Consider the following 20,179-nt stretch of genomic DNA (forward strand, 5'->3'; position numbering starts at 1 on the left):
CCCTCTCGGCGAGTCGTCGCGCCGTATTCAGCGCAGTGACAGCTGATAGCCCGGAGCGCTGCGCAGCAGCGTCGGAGCGTTGTCGATACGGATGTCGGCCTGGCACGGCCCTCCACCCGCGGGGCAGTTCCAGGGCACCTTTTCGCCCGGATTGGCGCTGACGCCATCGAAGTCCCGCAGGCGCCAGAGGAGATCGGAGCTGCCCGGCTGGCTGGTGATCTTCAGGCTCTGTTCGCGGCCCAGGGTCCAGGCCACCAGGATTTCGTCGCCGGCCTTGGCAAAACGCAGCAGGTAGACGTTCGGGTCGTCGTTGGGCACCCGGCCGGCGAAGTGGTACTGCCCGATGATCGCCGCCACGCTGGTCATCGCGTGGTAGGCCGGCTTGGGCTTGCCGTCGGCGGTGAGCAGGCCGAAGTTGTGCTCCATCTCGCGGCGGTCGATGCCGTCGTCCACCAGGTCGTACCACCAGGAGCCCTTCACGTTCGGCAAGCTGCGCAGCAGGAAGTAGGCACGCGCCAGGTAGGCCGCCTGGCGTTCGCGGCTGAGTCCGCAGCCGCCTTCGTTGGCCGGCCAGCTGAACTCGGTGAAGTACAACGGCACCGGCTTGCCGGCGGCCCGTTCGAGCTGCTGGTTGACGCCCGTGAACCACCCCAGCCAGTTTTCCGGTGTCGCCAGGTCGCCCTCGCAGTACACCGACGGGTGCAGCGACAGACCGTCCGTGACGTCCAGCAAGCCACCGGCAACCAGGCGCTCGGCGAAGCCCTCGCGGATACCGCGCAGCGTCACGGCGCCGGCGATGATCCTGGCCTGTGGGTCTTCCTCGCGGATCACCTTCGCCGTGGCACGGACCAGAACCAGGTACTCGTCGCTGAAAGCCTTGTCGGTGGGGTTCTCCACATCCCATTCGTTCCAGATCTCGTAGATCGCCACCTGGCCCTTGAAGCTGCGCACCACATAGCGCACATAGCGCAGGTAGGCGGCACGGGAAGCCTCGTCACGGGGCTTGGCGTTGCCGTGGAACTGGTTCTCCACCCCCAGGATCAGCAAGGTGCTGATGCCCAGGCTGCGGGTACTGCGCAGCTGAGTGCGCCAACTGTCGTAGATGGACAGCACATTGGGTTCGCGCTCGACGCTGGACCAGAAGGCATCGTCGCGGAACGACTGGATGCCGGCCTGTTGTGCCAGGCGATTGATGCCGTCGCGGTTGCCCGGGCGGCTGTTCTGATGGGTACTGACGCCGACGATGAAATCCGGCGCAACCGACCCGGCCACCGGCGCCTCGTTGGCCAGTGCGCGGGGCGCCTGCCCTGCTCCGGCGAACAGCAGCGCGCCACACAGCAGCAGGCCGAGCAGCCCGCCCTTGCCCTGCAGACGCCAGGCCTGCGGCGCCGGCGGCGTGACCAGCTCCTCCGGCAAGCGCAACGCACGGCCGATGGCCAGGCCCAGGAACAGGCTCGGCACCTGCGCTTCCAGTACGTCGCTGGTCCAGCCCATCAGCAGGATGCAGTAGGTGATGCCCAGCAGCGCACGGGCCTCGCTTCCCGGCTGGCGCTGTAGACGCATCAGCAGCGGGATCGCCAGGACGTAGAGCCCAATACCTGCGACACCGAACAGCAGCCAGAGGTACAACAGCGTATTGTCCGCCACCGCCAACTGCTCGATGCCGAACACCGGGTAGGCTGCGTAGGCGCTGCCGGTCATGCCCAGTCCGGCGCCGGTGTAGGCCCAACCGTTGTAGGTCATCACCTTGACCAGGTCCGGCCAGGTGTGGACCAGGCGCTCCACCATCGAGCCGAGCAGATTGTCGCTGCTGGAACTGGCCAGGTACGGCTCGACATCCACGATCAAGCCGTAGAGCGGTAGCGCCAGCGCGCCGAACACCACCACCAGCGTGGCCAGCAGGAATATCAGACGGTACCCGGCAGTATTCATCACCAGCAGGACGATGACGAAGGCGACGGCGGAGGTCTTGTTGGTGGTCAGGACGATGCCCACCAGTGCCACCAGGTAGATCAGCCAGCGCAGCAGCAGCGACAGGCGGAACGAGCCCAGGTACAGGCTGAAGATCGACAACATGAAAGCCAGGCTCGCTGACATCCGCGAGAAGCCGGCGATGCGGTCCAGTCCGTAGGCGCTCCAGGCGCGGTTGCCGCTGATCACGACACCGGCCATGGCGTAGGTGTATCCCTTCCAGGGCACGTTGCCGAGCATGTCCAGCGCAATGCCCGCCAGCGAGGCGACGAAGCAGAAGAAGACGACCCAGCCCAGCATCTTGCGGTGCATCTCCAGATAGGTTCCGCAGAGCAGGCCGAATAGCAGCGGCGCATAGATGAAAATGCTGAAGGCCCCGGCCAGCGAGTTCGCGCCATGCAGCAGGCCGAGCATCAGCGAGGCCGCCGCCAGGATCAGCAGCATCCACAGGCCGCGCTGCTGCGGCCGGGTGAACAGCTCCCAGGCCACCGCGATCACGCAGCCCACCTTCGGCACGTAGACCAGCGCCGACAGGCCGACCTGGTCGGCGTAGAAGCGCAACGCCCCGTTGAAGGTCTCCACCAGCAGCACCGCCACCACTACCCACAGAACCAGCAGCGAGCGGTCGAAAGTGATGCCACGGGAGGGCTCAAAGCGTGGATACGGCGATTGCAGATCCATGGCGGGCTCCACGGCTGAGCAGGGTGCGGTTCAGGACGGCTTCGTACTCGTCGAGCATCCGCTCGACGCTGAGCATCGACGCCACGCTATCGCGGGCGTGGGAGGCCAGGCGCTGGCGTAGCGACGCGTCCTCGCTGAGGCGGCGCAGCGCTTCGCCCAGCGAGTCGGGGCGCTCCGGCGAGCAGTGCAGACCGTTGACTCCGTCCCGGACGATCTCGACGAGGCCGCCACGGGTCGAAACGATCACCGGCAAGTGATGGGCGCAGGCTTCCAGCGCCACCAGGCCGAAGGATTCCGTGCCGATACTGGGCACCACGGCCACGTCGATCTCGGCGAAGAATCCGCAGGAATTGCGATAGCCAACGAAGTGCACGTGCTGCGGGCCGGCGAGGGATTTCAGCGTGTTCACATAATCCGCCTCACCACGTCCTGCGATCAGCAGCGAAGCATCCAGCGCCTGCTTCTGGAACTGCTCGATCAGCCACTCCACGCCCTTGTTCGGGGTGAGCGCGCCGATGAAGCCGAAACGCAGCGGACGGCGTGGCGTGACCTCGGCCGGCGCCTCCTGCCAGGGTATGAACGGCGCGCAGTTGTAGATGACATAGCGCTGGCTGTGGGCGAAGTAGCCCGCATCGACCAGGGCAGACAGTTGGTAGCGGCTGACGCCGACCACCGTGTCGACCCGTGCCGACGCCTGCGCATGGGAGCGCCGCAGCAGCGCGCAGGAGACGCATTGCTGCTGGCAGTGCTTGCCCTTGTGGAAACGCATCCCGCGCGGGCAGGTGAGGTACTGGTCGTGCAGGACCTGCACGATGGGCATCCCGGCATCGCGGATCGCATCCCAGGCGGCGATCGACCAGCCCGCCAGGTTATGGCATACCACGAGGTCCGGCCGGTTCTGCGCCAGCACCTGCGCCAGCACATCGCGCATGCCCCGGTTGTAGCGGTCCAGCGCATGCCAGGCGAGCCGCCGCAGCGGGCCGGGGCGCTGGCCGGCGAACGGCCAGTAGAGGTTGCGCAGGCCGGCGCGCAACACCGGCACGCCATTGTGCAATTCGCCGTGCACGCCGGCGTCGGGGCCCGTGCTCAGCACCTGCACCGCATGGCCGCGCCCCTGCAGGCCCTCGACCATGGCTTGCACCATCAGCTCCGCGCCGCCGCCGATGTGCGGGGCATAGAGGGTGTTGAGGAACAGGAGTTTCATAGCGGATAGGTCCGGCTCATGCCCAGTGCGCCGGACTCGCCGTCGCGGATCGCACGCAGCAGCAGTTGCAGGCGCCCTTCGCGGCCATGCCGGCGGGCGAAGAAGTGCAACAGGCGCAGGAATACCCAGCGGTTGAAGCGGTACATCAGCGGTGAGGTGACCCACAGGTTCTTGTCGAACCAGGCCTGGTTGCGCGCGGCGTAGTAGGCGCGCAGGTCCGAGCTGCCGAGCAGGTAGGTCTCGTAGATGTTGGAGGTGCGCTGCTTGAGGTTCCAGGAGCGCTCCAGGTCATCCAGCCCGGCATCGGGTACCAGGTAGAGATGGCCGCCGCAGGCGCTGATGCGAAAGGTGTATTCGGTGTCGTCGGCATAGAGCACCAGCTCGCGGCGCGGCAGGCCGATGCGCTCGATCAGCCGGCGGTGCGCCAGCAGCCCGCCGTAGTAGGCGAATGGCAGCTCCAGCAAAGGCTCCAGTGGGTGCGGGTGGGGCTTGCCCCAGGGCGTGCGGCGCCAGAGCTTGTAGGGCAGTTGGTGCACGTGGAAGCCGAAGTAGCTGGAGCGCGGCGGCGCGATGAAGCGTCTCGGCACGCCAGCGACGACGTCCGCCTGGTGCTCCGCGCGAAAGCCCAGCACCGCAGTCTGGTCCGCCCCGTGGCGTTCCACGCAGTCGAGCAGGCGCTGCTTGAGCAGGGGGAAGGCGCCCGGCATCGGCGCGTTGTCGTCATCCATCAGCCAGATGTAATCGCAGCCGGTGTTCAACGCCGCCGCGATGCCCACGCAATAGCCGTTGGCCGAGCCAGTGTTGCTGCTGAGCTCGATCACCTGGACGCGGTTGGGCCAGAGCTTGAACAAGTGGTCCAGTTCGGCCACCGAGGCGTTGCTGACGACGATCGCACGGGCTATGTCCGGCTCGCGCAAGGCCCTGGCGAGCAGTTCCTCCAGGTACGCCAGGCGATCGCCATAGGTCAGCGTCACCAGTACGGTCGATCCACTCATGATGGCGCGTCTCCTTCGTCGCTCAGCGGGCACTCAGGCCCGCCCTCTTTTTTTCCCCGCCGGCCGCCGAGAGCTGGCTCAGCGGCACCCGCACGCGCTGTTCGCGCTGCAACAGGTTGAGCAGGATCAGCGCCCGCTCGGCGCCGTCGTCGCAGAGGAAGATCGCTTCCACCTCGCAGTTGCCGGCGCAGTGCAGGTGCACCACCTGGCCCTGCTGGAAGTGCCCGGACGCGCGCTCCGGCATCGCCTGGGAACGCTGGCGGATGTCCTCCACCAGCTCATCGGCCACCGGCAGCGGTTGCGGACCGAAGCTGACGATGCGCGCCACGCCGCGGGTCGAGCGAATCGGGAACCAGTTGTCGTGCTGCTGATCCAGGTGGATGAACAGGTAACCGGGGAACAGGGGTTGCGGGCGCGGACCCTGCCCGACCACTGGCCGGTAGCAGCAGAAGCCCTGGCGCGTCAGGTTTTCCTCGGCGCGCAGCTCCTGGTGTGGTTTGGTCTGGATCAGGTACCAGCGATGAAGGGGTTCAGCGTGACTCATGATGCGTATGCCTCGACGCCGGGGCAGGCGATGAGTGAGGACGGGGCCAGGCATGCCGTGGAACGGCGGCCCCGTAGGCAGTGATGGTTGCCCGGCGGTTCCAGCCCCGGCCCGTCATGAGTGGCGGGCCGGGCAGAAAGGTGCCGGACGTCGTGGCCTCAGTTGCGGTTGTCGTAGCGGTAGGCGTAGGCGCCGTAGTCGTAGGCGGCGGTCGAGGCCTTGCGCCTGACTCCGTTGAGGATCGCGCCCTGCAGATGGATGCCGTTCTGGCCCAGGCGGCGGCGGGCGGTATCGATTTCGCTGGTGGGGCTCTGGCCGAAGCGGGTCACCAGCAGGCTGATGCCGCACAGCCGGCCGATCAGCGACGCGTCGGTCACCGCCAGCACCGGCGGCGTGTCGATGATGACCAGGTCGTACATCGCCGAAGCGTCGCGCAGCAGTTGGGCGAAGCTTTCATTCATCAGCAGTTCCGAGGGGTTCGGCGCGGCGAAACCACAGGAGATGAAGTCCAGGTCCGACACCTCGGTCGGCAGGATCACCTCGCTCAGCGGGCGACGGGAACTCAGCGCATCGGACAGGCCATGCCGCGGGGTCAGGCCGAACACGCGGTGCAGGTAGCCCTTGCGCATGTCGCCGTCGATCAGCAGGGTGCGCAGGCCGGACTGGGCAATGATCGCCGCCAGGTTGCAGGAGACGAACGACTTGCCGGCGCCCGGCGCCGGGCTGGTGAGCATCACCACGTTGTTGCGTGCCTCCAGCAGGGCGAAGTGCAGGTTGGTGCGCAGGCTGCGCAACGCCTCGTTGGCCAGGTCGCCCGGATTGGAAGCGGCCAGCAGCATGGGCGCATGCGCGGTGATATTCCCCTTGCGCTCCCTTTCCAGACGCTCCTGCTGACGGGAGTACGGCACCGCCGCGAGCACCGAGAGGCCGAGCTGTTCGATCGCCTCGGGATTCTCCACGCCCCGGTAGAAGGCCTGGCGCAGGAACAGGATGCCCATCGAGACACAGAAGCCGAGCAGGGTGGCGAGCAGCACGATGATCTTGCGCATCGGCTTGGCCGGTTTTTCCACGTCAGCCTGGGCGGTGTCGATCACCCGCACGTTGCCGATGGTGCCGGCGCGCAGGATGTCCTGCTCCTGGGCCTTGTCCAGCACGGTGGTATAGGTCTGCTGGGTAACGCGCATGTCACGGGAGAGACGCAGCAGTTCCTGCTGGGTGGAAGGCAGGGCCTGGATACGCCCCTGCAACGCCTGCTTGCGGGCCTCCAGGCTCGCCACCTGCTTGAGCAGCGCCTGGTAGGTCGGGTGACTGGGGGCGTACAGGCGGTCGTACTCGGCGCGCTTGAGCTTGAGGTCGGAGAGCTGGTTGTCGATGCCGACGACCTGGTCCAGCACGCCACGGGTCTCGACGCTGATGTCGGCGGACTTGGCGCTGGTCTGGTAGGCGTTGTAGGCGGCCTCGGCGCGCTCCAGCTCCATGCGTACCATCGGCAGCTGCGAGCGCAGGAACTGCAGGCGCTGGGAGGCTTCGGCGGAACTGCGCTCGACGTTCTGCAGCACGTAGAGATGGCTGATCTTGTCGAGGATGAGGTCGGCCTGCCCGGCGTTGGGGTCCTCCAGGGTCATGTAGATGATTCCGGAATCCTTGCCGGCCTCGACCACCTTGAGCGCCTTCTGATACTCCAGGGTGGTGGTCAGCAGGCGGTTGCGGGTGAGGATGAACTCGGTGCCCGGATGTGCCACCAGCGCGTCCACCTCGATGGTGAAGCCCTTCTCGATGACGGTCTTGTTCACCTCGCCGCGCAGCAGCTGTTCCCCGTCGGCATTGAGCAGGACATAGGCGCCGCCATTCTCGGTGACCAGGGTCAGCGGTTCGCCGAGATACTCTTCGGGCACTTCCAGCTGGTACACCTTGATCTGCTCGCCGCCCCAGGCGAAGGCGCCCATGCCGAACAGCGGCGAGGCCAGCGGCTGGGCCGGGGTCGGCTTGAAGTGCCGCGCCATGTAATCGCCCAGCAGCGGCATGTGCCGGGGCTTGGCAACGATATAGAGCTTGAGCAGCTCCACCGCCTTGCCGAGCACCGCACGGGATTTCAACAGCTCGATCTCGGTGGCGGCCAGGGACACCGAGTCGGGGCGGTTGATCACCTCGGGAGTGCCGTTGAGGCCGTTCTTCTTCTGCTCGACCTGGATCATCGCGCCCGAGACGTAGATCGGCGTGGCGATCAGCGCATAGACCAGTCCCAGGGTGGCGAACAGCCCGGTGACGATGAGGATCATTCGCTTGTGGTCAAAGAGCAGGCGTAGCAGGCCGGCCACGTCGATTCGGGTGTCCTGGACATTCTCCAGGGACGAGTGGGGCATGATACTCATGGACTTCCATCCTCCGGTGACGTGACGCGGCTCAGCGCGCGTGGATCGGGTTCAGCCGCTTGAGCAGGTTCAGGCTGTGATTGCCGATCAGCAGCAGGAACGCCTCGATCTTGCGCGGCAGGGGAATCGCGGCCATCGACAGGCGGCAGACCTGGACCAGGAAGTACTCGTGCAGCGCCTGGTCGCCGATGCGCTGGTAGTAGCGCGACAGGCAGTAGTAGGTGTGCAGCGTCATCCGTTGCTGCACGCGGTCCGCCTGCATGGAGAAGATCCCGCCCTTGTGCCGGCGGTACGCGGCCGGGCCGATCTGTTCGAGGAACTTGCCCTTGCCATAGGCCCCCAGCAGCGACCACCAGCACAGGTCCACCATGCGGGTGGTGCGCAGCTCCTCGGGCATCTCGCCCAGGACATTGCGGAAGCAGGCAGTCAGGGTGGAAATCGCACGTCCCTGTTGCAGTTCCCGGCGGCTGGCATCACGGCGGAAGCGCCCGGTGAGCTGCCGCGGCTTGATGACGCCGTTCTCGTCGAAGACATAGGCATCGTGATAGGTGATCACGTAGTCCGGATGGCGCTCGAGGAAATCGACCTGGATCTGCAGCTTGTGCGGATCGGTCCAGAAGTCGTCGCCCTCGCAATAGGCGATGTAGCGGCCACGCGCCTTGCGGAAGGTCGGCATGCCGTGGGAGACGCCCTTGGAGTACTGGTTTTCCTTGTGGAAGATCGGCTTGATGATGTGCGGGTAGCGCGCGGCGTAGTCGGCGATCAGCTCGGCGGTGCCATCGGTGGAGGCGTCGTCGTTGATCACCACCTCGAAGCGGAAGTCGGTGATCTGTTCGAGGAAACTGTCCAGCGTGCGACCGATGTAGTTCACCTGGTTGTAGGCCAGGCACACGATACTCAGCAGCGGTTCAGGGGCTTCCGGCCAATTGGACAGAATCTGCAGCTCGGAGCGGATATCCATGTCTAGGCACTCGGCTTCTGGAACGGTTTGAACAGACGCAGCAACGCGGCAGCGCAGCCCACGCCCACCAGGGTCAGGGTGATCAGCCCGCAGGCGGCCAACGCCAGCAGCAGGGACAGGCGCTCGCCGGTACGAGCCAGCAACGCGTAGACGGGTTCGCTGAGCAGCAGCCCGGCACCGCTCAGCGCGGCGATCTGCAGGGTGTCGCGCAGCCAGGGCCAGTGCAGGTCATCGCCAAAGCGGCGATGCACGATCGGCGGCCAGATCAGGAAGGACGCCAGGCGCAGGCCGAACCAGCACAGCGCCACGCCGAGCACGCCGTACAGGTAAGCGCTGGCCACCACCAGCGGAATGCTCACCAGCGCCGACACCACGCTGTACCAGACGTGCAGGTGCAGCTGGCCGTGGGCGTACTGCAGGTAGAACTGGAAACTGCTCACCGCCATCAGGCCGGCGCCGAGCACATACCAGACCAGTACCGGCTGGCACCATCTGGCGGCCTCGGGATCGCCGCTCCAGGCCAGGATCAGGTCGTGACCATGAGCGGCGATCACCGCGACCATCGGGAGCAGCAGCACACAGACGAAACGGTTCGCCTTCAGGTAGAGCTGCTGCATGTCATCGTGACGCCCCTCGGCGATCAGCATGGTCATGCGCGGCAGCAGCGACTGCGCCAACGGGTTGACCAGACTGAGGATGCCGCCGCTGACCAGCGCCACCAGGGAGAAATAGCCGTAGTCTCGCAACGGCATGAGGCTCGACAGCAACACCTTGTCGAGTTGGGTGAGGATGATCCACAGCCCGGAGGTGAAGCTCATCCCCAGAGCGAAGGGAATCACCGGCCGCAACGTGTTCCAGCAGAACCGCGTGAACAGCCGCACCTCCATCCACAGGTAAGCCTTGGCGCCGAGCATCAGGGTTTCGAGCAGCGACACCGCCACCTGGAATTCGAAGAACACCAGCGGGTCCTGGCTGACCTTGACCACCAGCAACAGGCCGCCGAAGTAACGCAGGGTGGTGATGAAGACGTTGATCCCGTTGATCCAGCCGTGCAGCTCCAGCCCCTGCAGCGCGCTGCGGTAAAGCGTGCCGTACAGGCGCAGGGCGACCAGCAGGCCCATCAGGCTGATGCACTGCGCCACCAGCGCCGGGCTCAGCACGTGGACGTTCAGCCAGCGCCCGGCGATCCAGGAACTGCCGGCATACACCGCCAGCGAACTGAGCAGGGTCAGCGGCAGCAGGATCAGCTCGAAGGAGCGCAGCAGGCTCGCCTGGCCATAGGACTCGCCCTCGGTACCGCGGACGTGGGCCACCTCCCGCACCAGGGCTGGCGAGAGCCCGACATCCAGCAGCAGCAGCCAGGACTGCAGGACCGCGAAGAAACCGATCAGACCATAGGCCTCGGCGCCCAGATGGCCGAGATAGAACGGCTGGATCAGGATGCCGATGACGATCGCATAAGCCTGCCCCACGTAGTTCAGCAGGGTATTGCGGATCATCGACAGCGAGCGCTTGGCCGACATGACCGATTCCTCAGACCGCCACGGCCACCCGGCCGACGTCCATCTGCAGCACCTCGATCACCGCGTGCTGCACATCCTGCGGCAGCCCCGGATACAGCGGCAGGCAGAGAATGCGCTGGCTCAACTCCCGCGAGATGGCTTGCGGCTGCTGCGGCGCGAGGTAGTCGAGGGTGTCCAGCGAGGGGTAGAAGTAGCGCCGTGGGTTGACCCCGATGGCATTCAGCCCGCTGCGCACGCGCAGCACCTGCTCCTCGTCGCGCAGGCCGATCGGGTAGTAGCTGTTGTTCTGCCGGGCGCCGGCCTGGACGGTCTGCAGGTCGTAGTAGCCACTCAGGGCAGCGGTGTAGCGGGCAGCGATTTCCTCGCGCTGGGAGAGGATGCTGTCGATGTCATCGAGCAGGCACAGCCCCATGGCGGCGGAGAACTCATTGAGCTTGGCGTTGATCCCGGGGCCGGTAATCTTGTCCACGCCGGCGATGCCGAAGTTGCACAGCAGGCGGATCTGCCGGGCGAGCTCGTCATCGGCGGTCACGATGGCGCCGCCCTCGATGGTGTGGAACAGCTTGGTGGCGTGGAAGCTCAGGGTGCTCAGGTCACCCCAGGCCAGCACCGAGCGGTCGCGGTAGCGCGAACCGAAGGCGTGGGCGCCGTCGTAGATCACCTTCAAGCGATTGCGCTGGGCCACCGCCTGGATCTCTTCCACCGCGCAGGGGTTGCCGAACACGTGGGTGGCGACGATGGCCGTGGTGTCCGGCGCCAGGCTCGCCTCGATCAGTTGCGGATCGAGGTTCCAGGTGCGCGCGTCGATATCGGCGAAGCGCGGGCGGATGTGCTCCCACTCCAGCGTGCTGCTGGTGGCGACGAAGCTGAACGGCGTGGTCACCGCGCTACCGGTCACGCCCAACGCGCGGTACGCCACCTGCAGGGCGATGGTGCCATTGCAGGTGAGGATCACATTGCGCACCCCCAGGTAGTCCTGCAGACGCTCCTCCAGCGCGGTGGCGAAGGGGCCGTGGTTGGTCAGCCAGCCCGTGGCGTATATCTGCTCCACGTAGCGCTTGAACTTGTCCAGGTCGCCCAGATACGTCTTGGTCACATTGATCACAATCGCATCCCTCTGATGGATGAAAAGTGCCTCTGCCACTCAACCCAGCGCGGACAGCACGAAAGGCGTGCCGTCGAGCGGGGTTTCCAGTGACGGCTCGGGTGCTTGCGGGGCGTGGCCGGCCAGGTGTTCCTGAAGGGCTTCGATGACCCTGCCGCTGGCGTCGTGGTGGAACTGCCAGACGCCATAGATGCGGCTGTCGAAGGAGCGCTCGCTGCCGAGCATCGGGTTGGCCGCCAGCCCCGATCCGAGACCAAAGCTGTACAGCCCGGGGATCGGCTGGCCGTTGATATCGCGCAGGCAACCGGCGGCGTCAGAGTCCAGCCCGCCCTTGCTCTCGCGCACCTGCAGCGGCTCGCCGTTGGCGTGGCGCATTGCCGGCAGGCAGGGCTGATAACCGATGGCCTGGACCATCACACCCGGCTCGCTGCAACACCGTTCCAGGCGTTCGCGGGTAGCCGGCGAGCGGTCCTCCAGACGCAGCAGTTCGACCTTCACCCGGGTACCACTGACATGGCCGTTGGCGAGCACATCGGTACCCACCTGGTGGGCGCGGTAGCGCAGCCCGCCGGAGCGATTGACCCGGCCGGACACCGGGCAGACATCCATGCTCTCGTCCACCTGGTAACCGGCGGCCAGCGCCTCCTCGACACTCTCGAAGAACAGGCGGATCGGCGCGCGGTGCAGCAGGGTCAGCCGTTCCAGGCCGAGACAGTCGAGGGCGCAGGCCAGGTTGTCGAGCACCGAGAAGGCGCTGTGGGAGCCGCCGACCACGGTGAAATGGCTGTCCGGCGTCACCCGATCGCTGAACAGTTCCACCAGTTCGGCGGGACTCAGGCTGAGCAGCGCGTCGGAGGAATAGACGATGGGGCCGTCGGCGCTCAGGTGCAGGTCCTGCTCGGCCAGGCTCCAGTGCAGGTACTCGCGGGTCTGCCGGCCGCCGAGGTTGAGCACCAGGCCGCCCGCCTCCACCTGCCAGGAGCAGGAGCCGCTGCGCAGGGCCAGCTGGAAGCTGCCGTCGCCGTGGGCGGTGACCTTCTCGATGCGGGTACCCAGGGCGACATCGACACCCAGGTGCTGGGTGACGTAGCGCATGAACAGCGTCGAGGCGTGCGCCAACAACTCGCCCACTTGCGTGAGCATCGGCGCGCCGTGGGGATCGTCGCGCAGCCGGCGGAAGGCTGCCGAATGTTCCAGCGGCGCAAAGATCGGCAGCAGTGCCGGATCACGCAGGCAGTCGAGGAACACATCGCCCACCGAGTTGGCGGTGATGTGGTAGTCCCCCAGGCGGCCACGGCCGACCGCCAGCGCGGCATCCACGACCAACAGGCCGGAGCGCGCCAGGCTGGCGAGCGCTCCGGTCTTGTAGGCATTGAACAGAAACCCCATGCCGGCTGGGCCGGCACCACCGACCACACAGGCATAACTGGAACGAAAGGATTGCTCGGTCATCAGCCTGACTCCCTAGCGAGCTCGGGCACATGGCCCTCGTCGTGACGCCGGCACGACCGGCCGGCAAGGGGCGCGCGTTCGCGCCGAAATTCCGTCGCACACTGCAGGGGCTCGATCAGAGCGCAGAGCGGGGACGGATGCGTGAACGGCACATCGCGAACGAGTGCCGGAGAAAGCACTTCGAAAACCCGCCGAAGTTGCACTTTCTGCGATAAGGGAAATAGCGTTCGGTGCTTTTGAAGTTCGACAGGAAGTTCAAAAACAGCGAAGCCTGGAAGAAAGGGATAAATACGATTGGCGATATATCAGAAGGTCGTATAAAACTTCTTCCGGGACTTGAAACTATTAATGCTTACTTTTCCGGCAAACCTGCCGGAGGTGCATTCCTGCGTAACCAGATGGGGTTCCCGCTTGACTCGGCAGCCCCTGGGGCCTCACCTGCCGCCCTGCTTTCTTCGCTCATCCACGGTAGTGGCTCCGCCAGCGGAAATCGCTGCGCATCGGGCTCCTGGAAAAATTCGAAGACAAAGCTACCGCCCGAGTTCGAATGACCCGATTCCATCAACGATTGATCAGCTGCTTGTCCCTGCCGTGGCCGTTACGTTCCGCCGGGCAAAGCTACCGCCCCTCGGCCAACTCCGAAAATCTGGAAACGACAGCAAAAAAGCCTCGCTTCCGTTGCGGCGAGCGCCACGGAAGTGCGTGAGCTGAGGACAGGAGGTGGTGGGAAGACAGGGGATGGATCAAATCTTCCGTGACACGCCGCTCGTGAGATAACTCCCCTGGTGTCTCATCCAGACACCATTCGATATTGCTATGTGATTAGTAATAGAGGGGGGGCTGGAGGTATGTCAATCAACGAAGTCCCGAACCGCCAATAATCCGACAAAAGGCAACAGCGAACTTGTAGCTTATTGATTATTAAGCCGCCAATATAATGACATTATCAAACTGGCAACGGCAGTTATTCTCCACGATGAAACAATGGTATTAGCCGAAAAGTATTAGCTCCGCCACCTGATCCGAGGAGTGGTGTTTCATCCTTGAACTATGCGGTCCTTGCCGGTGCGCTTGGCCTGATACAGCGCAGCATCGGCGCGACTGTAAAGTGCCGACAGGTTCTGATCGTCCGGTTGCAGCAAGGTCAGCCCCTGGCTGATGGTCACGCTGAAGACCTGCTCGGCTTCGTTGAAGCGCAGGCGCTGGACTTCCCGTTGCAGGCGCTCGCCGATCTGCCGCGCCATCGTCTCGTTACATCCAGGCAACAGCACGGCGAATTCCTCGCCACCGATGCGGCCGAACAGGTCGCCACGGCGCAATGCGCCCGCCCCACTCTGGGCAATCCGTTGCAACACCACGTCGCCCACCTGGTGGCCGTAGGCATCGTTGATCTTCTTGAAGTCGTCCACGTCCAGCAGCAGGAAGGCCAGGGGCGTGGAAGTCGCCTTGCAGTCGAGGAAGGCCTGCTCGGCGCTGTCGAAGAAGTAGCGGCGGTTGCTGCTCTGGGTCAGCACGTCGGTGGTGGCCAGGCGGTGTAGCTCGGTCTCCATGTGCTTCTTGTCGGTGATGTCCTCGGCGATACCGACGATCATCTGCGGCACGCCGGCGTCGTTGTGCTGGCTGACGAAGCACTTGTCGCTCAGCCAGCGCACCTGCCCGTCGGCTCGCAGGATGCGGTACTCGCGCTGCTCGATGGCGCCGCGTTCGAGCACCTCCAGCAGGCTGCTCTGGGCGTAGTCCAGGTCATCGGGATAGATGCAGTTCTGCCATTCGCCGTAGTCCGCCAGCAGCAGCGCCGCGGAACGGCCGAAGATGCGCTCGTAGGCCGGGCTCACATAGACCATGCGCTGGGCTTGCCAGTCGAAGGCCCAGAGGACTGAGTTGATACTGGCAAGCAGCACGCTGAAGAGCTGTTCGCGCTCCTTCAGCCGCTGTACCTCGGCGCGGCTGTGCAGCAACGCCAGCAGGGCTTCGTCCTGATCCGCAGGCATCTTGTTCTGTTCATCCATGTATTGGCGCCTCCCGCTCATCGACCGGGGCTATGACCGCAAACTACGCCAGGCGGTTGCAAAATAAACGAAAAGCCCGCCGAACGGCGGGCTTTTCTTGCGACCGGCCTCACATCGTCCTAGGACGATGGAGTCGGCTACACGGCGGGGCGCAGCGAATAGGTCTTGAGCTGCTCGGCGAACTCCTTCAGCGACTGGATGCCACTGGCTTCCGCCTCCTGCACCCACTGCTTGATCGCGGCGAGCATGTCGTGGCCGTTGGCGCTGGTCTTCACCCAGATCTGCTGCAGCGCCAGACGCTTCTCGTAGATCACCTGCAGGGACTGGCTCTGCGCCAGCAGGTCCTGGATGCGCGCGTGGTGGCGCTCTTCCAGCAGGCTGGTTTCCCGCGACAGCAGACGCTTGGCGCGGCGGAACAGGTGGCGTACCGACGCGTCGGCCTTGGCCAGTTCCTGCTTGACCAGCGGGCCGATCACCAGCTTGCGGTACTGGGCCATGATCTGGAAGCGGTTGTTGAGGATGGCCATGGCGGTATCCATGTCCAGGCTGCCCTTGCCTTCGACGCGGTGGGCAATCGGCGCCACGCGGGCCACCTTGGCCAGGCGCAGGAAGCTGAAGACCTTGATCCAGGCCCAGCCCAGGTCGAATTCCCACTTCTTCACCGACAGCTTGGCCGAGTTCGGGTAGGTGTGGTGGTTGTTGTGCAGCTCTTCACCGCCGATCAAGATGCCCCAGGGCACCAGGTTGGTGGCAGCGTCGCGGCACTCGAAGTTGCGGTAGCCGACCGCATGGCCCAGGCCGTTGATCACCCCGGCGGCCCACACCGGAATCCACGCCATCTGCACGGCCCAGACGGTCAGGCCGAGGGCACCGAACAGGGCGACGTCGATCAGGAACATCAGAACGATGCCGCCCAGCGGGTAGCGGCTGTAGACATTGCGCTCCAGCCAGTCGTCCGGGCAGTTCTTGCCGTAGATGCGCAGGGTGTCCTCGTTCTTCGCCTCTTCGCGATAGAGCTCGGCGCCACGCCGCAGGACGGTGCCCAGGCCCTTGAACACCGGGCTGTGCGGATCGTCGGCGGTTTCGCACTTGGCGTGGTGCTTGCGGTGGATGGCGGTCCACTCGCGGGTGTTCATGCCCGTGGTCATCCACAGCCAGAAACGGAAGAAGTGTTGCAGCACGGGGTGCAGTTCGAGGGCGCGGTGCGCGGAATAGCGGTGTAAATAAACGGTGACACTGACGATGGTGATATGCGTCAGGACCAGGGTGACCGCCACCAGTTGCCACGGCGACAGGTCAAGAAAACCGTTGTACCACATGGTCGACAATGAACCTCGGAAGTGGTGTGAAAGAGCGACTTTGTCGGACAAAGCCAGCTCGCATTATCACCAAGCGGGTGCGGAAAACCATCCGGTCTTTTAGATAAGAACGACCGTCGGCGGGCATCCTTTATACTGCCTGGCCAATATCTCCACCTTGCCGCCGCATGAACCCTCGACTTAGCGCCCTTCGCATCAGCCTGCTGTACCTGGTGTTCGCCGCCCTCTGGATGGTGCTGGGTGACCATTGGTTACAAATGGTCTTCACCGAGCCGACCCAGCTCCTGCGTTGGATGATCGCCAAGAAGTACGTGTTCCTGGGTGTCAGCGCACTGCTGTTGTACCTGCTGCTGACCCGACACCTCTGCCGCCAGCAGACGACCGTGAGCGCCCTGGCCGACCGCGAGAATCGCCTGAGCCGCGCGCTGAACGTGGTCGAGGACGGGGTCTGGGACTGGGACCTGCGCACCCAGCGCGTCTATTACTCGCCAGGCTACGCCAACCTGATCGGCCTGCCCTGCGAGCGCCTGAGCGACGACTTCCTGCTCTGGGAAAACCGCCTGCACCCCGACGACCGCGACACAGCCCTCGCGGCCTACCAGGACCACATCGATGGGCTGAGCGAACAGCTCGACTGCGTCTATCGCATCCTCCACAGCGACGGCGGCTATCGCTGGATTCACGCCCGCGGCCGGGTCGAGCGCAGCGCCACGGGCGATGCGCTGCGCATGACCGGCATCAGCCGCGACGTCACCCGCCAGCGCAGCAACGAGGAACATCTGCGCCAGGCCGCAGCGGTATTCGAGGCGACCCAGGAAGGCCTGCTGGTCACCGACAGCCGCGGCATCATCGTGCACACCAATCCGTCGTTCTCGCGCATCACCGGCTACACGGCCGAAGAGGTGCTCGGCGGCCAACCGTCGCTGCTCAAGTCCGGCCGGCAGAACGCCGCCTTTTACCAGCACATGTGGGAAGCCCTGCTGCGCGACGGCGTGTGGAGCGGCGAAATCTGGAACCGCCGCAAGAGTGGCGAGGTGTACCCGCAGTGGCAGCACATCCGCGCGGTGCGCAACGACCAGGGCCAGCTGACCCACTACGTGGCGGTGTTTTCCGACCTGAGCAGCCTCAAGCGCTCGCAGCATGAGCTGGACTTCCTCGCCCACCACGACCCGCTCACCGGCCTGCCCAACCGCCTGCTGCTGCGCGAGCGCATCGAGCAGGCCCTGGCCCGCGCCGAGCGTGAACAGGGCGGCGGCGCCCTGCTGGTGATCGATCTCGACCACTTCAAGCACATCAACGACAGCCTCGGACACAGCACTGGCGACCAGTTGCTCAAGGCCATCGCCGAACGCATGCAAACCTGCCTCGACGAGCGCTGCTCCCTGGCGCGGCTGGGTGGCGACGAGTTCGCGGTGATCCTCGAAAGCCCGCAGCAACAGCACGCCAGCAGCCTCGCCCAGCGCCTGCTGGAAGCGATGAACGCGCCGTTCGCGGTCGACGGACAGACCATCTACATGTCCGTCAGCCTCGGCGTGAGCCTGTTCCCCGAGGACGCACGCAACGTCGACCACCTGATGCAGCACGCCGACGCCGCGCTGTTCCAGGCCAAGGCGAGCGGCCGCAGCCTGTACGCCTTCTACACCCCGGAACTGACCGCCCGCGCGCGCTCCCATGTGCAGGTGGAAGCCGCGCTGCGCCACGCGCTGGACCACGACGAACTACGCATCTACTTCCAGCCGGTGCACGACCTGGCCAGCGGGCGCATGGTCGGTGTCGAGTCGCTGGTGCGCTGGCAGCATCCGCAGCGCGGCCTGGTGCCGCCCAGCGAGTTCATTCCCGTGGCCGAGGAAACCGGACTGATCACCGCGCTCGACGCCTGGATGCTCGACCAGGCCTGTCGGCAGATGCGCGCCTGGCTCGATGCCGGCATCACCCTGGACTTCATCGCAGTGAACGTCTCCAGCCGGCTCTTCGGGCGCGGCGGCCTCGAAGAACGCGTCGCCCTGGCGCTGGAACAGAGCGGCCTGGAACCCCACTACCTGGAACTGGAAGTCACCGAAAGCGCGGTGATGCAGAACTTCGACCAAGGCCTGGAGCTGCTCTGCCAGCTGCGCCTGCTGGGCGTGCACCTGGCCATCGACGACTTCGGCACCGGTTATTCCTCGCTGATGCGCTTGAAGCGCATGCCGGTGCACAAGCTGAAGATCGACCAGGGCTTCGTCGCCGGCCTGCCCGACGACGCCGAGGATGCCGCCATCGCCTGCGCGGTGATCGCCCTGGGCCAGAGCATGGGTCTGCAGGTGGTCGCCGAAGGAATCGAACGCCCCGACCAGGCCGCTTTCCTCCTCACCCACGCCTGCGACTTCGGCCAGGGCTACTGGTACGACAAGCCGCAGCCCGCGCAGGCCCTGCTGGCGAAACTGCCGCGCCAGACCAGCTAACTGGCGCTAAAAACTTTCTGATATATAAAAATTCTTAAACAGTATTTTTAAGAATATACAGCTCCTGCCTAAGATGCGCTCACACCGCACGCGCCGCCAGTGAAACGGCCGGTGGTCAACTCACTAGGAGCAGATACCCATGAGCGCAACCCTCCGTAGCCTGGACGGCCAGGACGAAGCCAACATCCTGCGCGAAGTGCAGAGCGCCCTGCGTGGCCTGCGTTTCGGCGCCGTCGAGATCACCGTGCACAACGGCCAGGTCGTGCAGATCGAGCGCAAGGAAAAATTCCGCCTGCAGCAGAGCCCCGGCAAGCAAGCCTGAGCCTGAGGCGCGCCTCATAACGCGTGACATGACTGGACAACCGGAGCGTCGCCATGACCGCCCTACCCCACCTGTACTGCAGCAGCCAGCCGCGAATGCGCGGCTGATATAGCCCTCCGAAAGACCCTGCCAAACAAACACAAAGAACTGCATTTTTTTCAGGAGCTGCACATGTCCATCCGTCGTTTCGCCCTGGCCGCCCTCGCCAGCGCCCTCATTGCCGGCCCGGTTTCCGCCGCCACCCAACTGCTGAACGTTTCCTACGACCCAACCCGCGAGCTGTACCAGGCCTACAACGCCGCCTTCATCAAGCACTGGAAGGCCCAGGGCGGTGACGACCTGACCGTGCAGCAATCCCACGGTGGCTCGGGCAAGCAGGCCCGCGCCGTGATCGACGGCCTGAAGGCCGACGTGGTGACCCTGGCCCTGGCCGGCGACATCGACGAGCTGAACAAACTGGGCCAACTGCTGCCCGCCGACTGGCAGGCGCGCCTGCCGGATAACAGCACCCCCTACACCTCGACCATCGTGTTCCTGGTGCGCAAGGGCAACCCCAAGGGCATCAAGGACTGGGGCGACCTGACCAAGCAGGGTGTGGAAGTCATCACCCCGAACCCGAAAACCTCCGGCGGCGCCCGCTGGAACTTCCTGGCCGCCTGGGCCTGGGCGAAGAAAGAGTTCGGTAGCGACGAGAAAGCCCAGGAATACGTGAAGAACCTGTACAAGCACGTCCCGGTTCTGGACACTGGCGCCCGCGGTTCGACCATCACCTTCGTCAACAACAACATCGGCGACGTGCTGCTGGCGTGGGAGAACGAAGCCTTCCTGGCCAAGAAGGAACAGGGCGGCGAGAACTTCGAGATCGTCGTACCGTCGGTTTCCATCCTGGCCGAGCCGCCGGTGGCCGTGGTCGACAAGACCGTCGACAAGAAGGGCACCCGCAAGGTCGCCGAGGAATACCTGAAGTACCTGTACAGCGAAGAAGGCCAGCGCATCGCCGCGCAGAACTTCTACCGTCCGCGTAACGCGAAGGTCGCTGCCGAGTTCGCCAACCAGTTCCCGAAACTCAACCTGGTGACCATCGACAAGGACTTCGGTGGCTGGAAGGTCGCGCAGCCCAAGTTCTTCAACGACGGCGGCATCTTCGACAAGATCTACCAGGCGCAGTGATGCGCCACCCGCCCGGCCTCGCGCCGGGCGACCCGATCCGCGCGAGCCGGTGCACAGCTCGCGAGGAAGGAAAAACCCCCGCCCCATGGCGGGGGCTCAACGCGTTAGAG

General features: G+C 65.1%; 15 protein-coding genes. 4 read left to right on the forward strand and 11 right to left on the reverse strand.

Translation table 11 applies throughout. The annotated features are described in order from the left end of the window. Positions 1-27 precede the first annotated feature (27 nt). From SD196_RS26050 to SD196_RS26090, 9 genes are all read right to left on the reverse strand, one after another. The gene (locus SD196_RS26050; RefSeq protein WP_416310842.1) at positions 28-2,652 is read right to left on the reverse strand and encodes a hypothetical protein; all 2,625 of its coding nucleotides are present in this window, start codon (positions 2,650-2,652) and stop codon (positions 28-30) included. Next, complete coding sequence (locus SD196_RS26055) at positions 2,621-3,856, reverse strand: glycosyltransferase family 4 protein (protein ID WP_343578091.1); 1,236 nt, start codon at positions 3,854-3,856, stop codon at positions 2,621-2,623. The genes SD196_RS26050 and SD196_RS26055 overlap by 32 nt, the downstream gene beginning before the upstream one ends. Beyond that, positions 3,853-4,851, reverse strand: coding sequence for a glycosyltransferase (locus SD196_RS26060; protein WP_275609202.1), 999 nt, complete (start codon positions 4,849-4,851; stop codon positions 3,853-3,855). Before SD196_RS26060 ends, SD196_RS26055 begins: the two co-directional genes overlap by 4 nt. Positions 4,852-4,873: 22 nt before the next feature. Continuing rightward, a complete protein-coding gene (gene rfaH, locus SD196_RS26065) occupies positions 4,874-5,395 on the reverse strand; it encodes a transcription/translation regulatory transformer protein RfaH (RefSeq protein WP_416310843.1) in 522 nt (173 codons plus the stop codon). Between the two features lie 158 nt (positions 5,396-5,553). Further along, positions 5,554-7,767 carry a polysaccharide biosynthesis tyrosine autokinase gene (locus SD196_RS26070; protein WP_416310844.1) on the reverse strand — a complete coding sequence of 738 codons (2,214 nt, stop codon included), beginning with the start codon at positions 7,765-7,767 and terminating at the stop codon, positions 5,554-5,556. A gap of 31 nt (positions 7,768-7,798) precedes the next feature. Then, positions 7,799-8,728: a glycosyltransferase family 2 protein gene (locus tag SD196_RS26075; protein ID WP_275609205.1), complete on the reverse strand. Its 930-nt coding sequence runs from the start codon at positions 8,726-8,728 to the stop codon at positions 7,799-7,801. Positions 8,729-8,730: 2 nt separating this feature from the next. Next, positions 8,731-10,251 (reverse strand): lipopolysaccharide biosynthesis protein, encoded by a 1,521-nt coding sequence (locus SD196_RS26080; protein ID WP_275609206.1) that lies wholly within the window; start codon positions 10,249-10,251, stop codon positions 8,731-8,733. Between the two features lie 10 nt (positions 10,252-10,261). After that, positions 10,262-11,356, reverse strand: coding sequence for a DegT/DnrJ/EryC1/StrS family aminotransferase (locus SD196_RS26085; protein ID WP_275609207.1), 1,095 nt, complete (start codon positions 11,354-11,356; stop codon positions 10,262-10,264). A gap of 39 nt (positions 11,357-11,395) precedes the next feature. After that, positions 11,396-12,808: a hypothetical protein gene (locus SD196_RS26090; RefSeq protein ID WP_275609208.1), complete on the reverse strand. Its 1,413-nt coding sequence runs from the start codon at positions 12,806-12,808 to the stop codon at positions 11,396-11,398. Positions 12,809-13,038: 230 nt separating this feature from the next. Between SD196_RS26090 and SD196_RS26095 the strand changes: the two genes are divergently transcribed. Continuing rightward, positions 13,039-13,359 carry a hypothetical protein gene (locus SD196_RS26095; RefSeq protein WP_416310845.1) on the forward strand — a complete coding sequence of 107 codons (321 nt, stop codon included), beginning with the start codon at positions 13,039-13,041 and terminating at the stop codon, positions 13,357-13,359. A 486-nt stretch (positions 13,360-13,845) separates the two neighbouring features. Here the strand turns inward: SD196_RS26095 and SD196_RS26100 are convergent, their stop codons facing one another. Beyond that, entirely contained in the window at positions 13,846-14,817 is a 972-nt protein-coding gene (locus SD196_RS26100; protein WP_275609210.1) for a GGDEF domain-containing protein, read from the reverse strand. Positions 14,818-14,954: 137 nt separating this feature from the next. Then, the gene (gene desA / locus SD196_RS26105) at positions 14,955-16,136 is read right to left on the reverse strand and encodes a delta-9 fatty acid desaturase DesA (protein ID WP_331319596.1); all 1,182 of its coding nucleotides are present in this window, start codon (positions 16,134-16,136) and stop codon (positions 14,955-14,957) included. Positions 16,137-16,303: 167 nt separating this feature from the next. Here desA and SD196_RS26110 point away from each other — a divergent pair, with 167 nt between their 5' ends. From SD196_RS26110 to SD196_RS26120, 3 genes are all read left to right on the forward strand, one after another. Then, positions 16,304-18,577 carry a putative bifunctional diguanylate cyclase/phosphodiesterase gene (locus tag SD196_RS26110; RefSeq protein ID WP_416310846.1) on the forward strand — a complete coding sequence of 758 codons (2,274 nt, stop codon included), beginning with the start codon at positions 16,304-16,306 and terminating at the stop codon, positions 18,575-18,577. A gap of 139 nt (positions 18,578-18,716) precedes the next feature. After that, entirely contained in the window at positions 18,717-18,899 is a 183-nt protein-coding gene (oscA, locus tag SD196_RS26115; RefSeq protein ID WP_275609213.1) for a sulfur starvation response protein OscA, read from the forward strand. Between the two features lie 171 nt (positions 18,900-19,070). Then, a complete protein-coding gene (locus tag SD196_RS26120; protein WP_275609214.1) occupies positions 19,071-20,069 on the forward strand; it encodes a sulfate ABC transporter substrate-binding protein in 999 nt (332 codons plus the stop codon). Positions 20,070-20,179: the final 110 nt, after the last annotated feature.

This window comes from Pseudomonas macauensis (assembly GCF_047902425.1).
Lineage (GTDB): Bacteria > Pseudomonadota > Gammaproteobacteria > Pseudomonadales > Pseudomonadaceae > Pseudomonas.

What these genes read in the sequence shown, in the direction of transcription:
- SD196_RS26050 (WP_416310842.1), bottom strand. Translation starts at nt 2,652, where the DNA reads ATGGATCTGCAATCGCCGTATCCACGCTTTGAGCCCTCCCGTGGCATC.
- SD196_RS26055 (WP_343578091.1), bottom strand. Translation starts at nt 3,856, where the DNA reads ATGAAACTCCTGTTCCTCAACACCCTCTATGCCCCGCACATCGGCGGC.
- SD196_RS26060 (WP_275609202.1), bottom strand. Translation starts at nt 4,851, where the DNA reads ATGAGTGGATCGACCGTACTGGTGACGCTGACCTATGGCGATCGCCTG.
- rfaH (WP_416310843.1), bottom strand. Translation starts at nt 5,395, where the DNA reads ATGAGTCACGCTGAACCCCTTCATCGCTGGTACCTGATCCAGACCAAA.
- SD196_RS26070 (WP_416310844.1), bottom strand. Translation starts at nt 7,767, where the DNA reads ATGAGTATCATGCCCCACTCGTCCCTGGAGAATGTCCAGGACACCCGA.
- SD196_RS26075 (WP_275609205.1), bottom strand. Translation starts at nt 8,728, where the DNA reads ATGGATATCCGCTCCGAGCTGCAGATTCTGTCCAATTGGCCGGAAGCC.
- SD196_RS26080 (WP_275609206.1), bottom strand. Translation starts at nt 10,251, where the DNA reads ATGTCGGCCAAGCGCTCGCTGTCGATGATCCGCAATACCCTGCTGAAC.
- SD196_RS26090 (WP_275609208.1), bottom strand. Translation starts at nt 12,808, where the DNA reads ATGACCGAGCAATCCTTTCGTTCCAGTTATGCCTGTGTGGTCGGTGGT.
- SD196_RS26100 (WP_275609210.1), bottom strand. Translation starts at nt 14,817, where the DNA reads ATGGATGAACAGAACAAGATGCCTGCGGATCAGGACGAAGCCCTGCTG.
- desA (WP_331319596.1), bottom strand. Translation starts at nt 16,136, where the DNA reads ATGTGGTACAACGGTTTTCTTGACCTGTCGCCGTGGCAACTGGTGGCG.
- SD196_RS26110 (WP_416310846.1), top strand. Translation starts at nt 16,304, where the DNA reads ATGAACCCTCGACTTAGCGCCCTTCGCATCAGCCTGCTGTACCTGGTG.
- oscA (WP_275609213.1), top strand. Translation starts at nt 18,717, where the DNA reads ATGAGCGCAACCCTCCGTAGCCTGGACGGCCAGGACGAAGCCAACATC.
- SD196_RS26120 (WP_275609214.1), top strand. Translation starts at nt 19,071, where the DNA reads ATGTCCATCCGTCGTTTCGCCCTGGCCGCCCTCGCCAGCGCCCTCATT.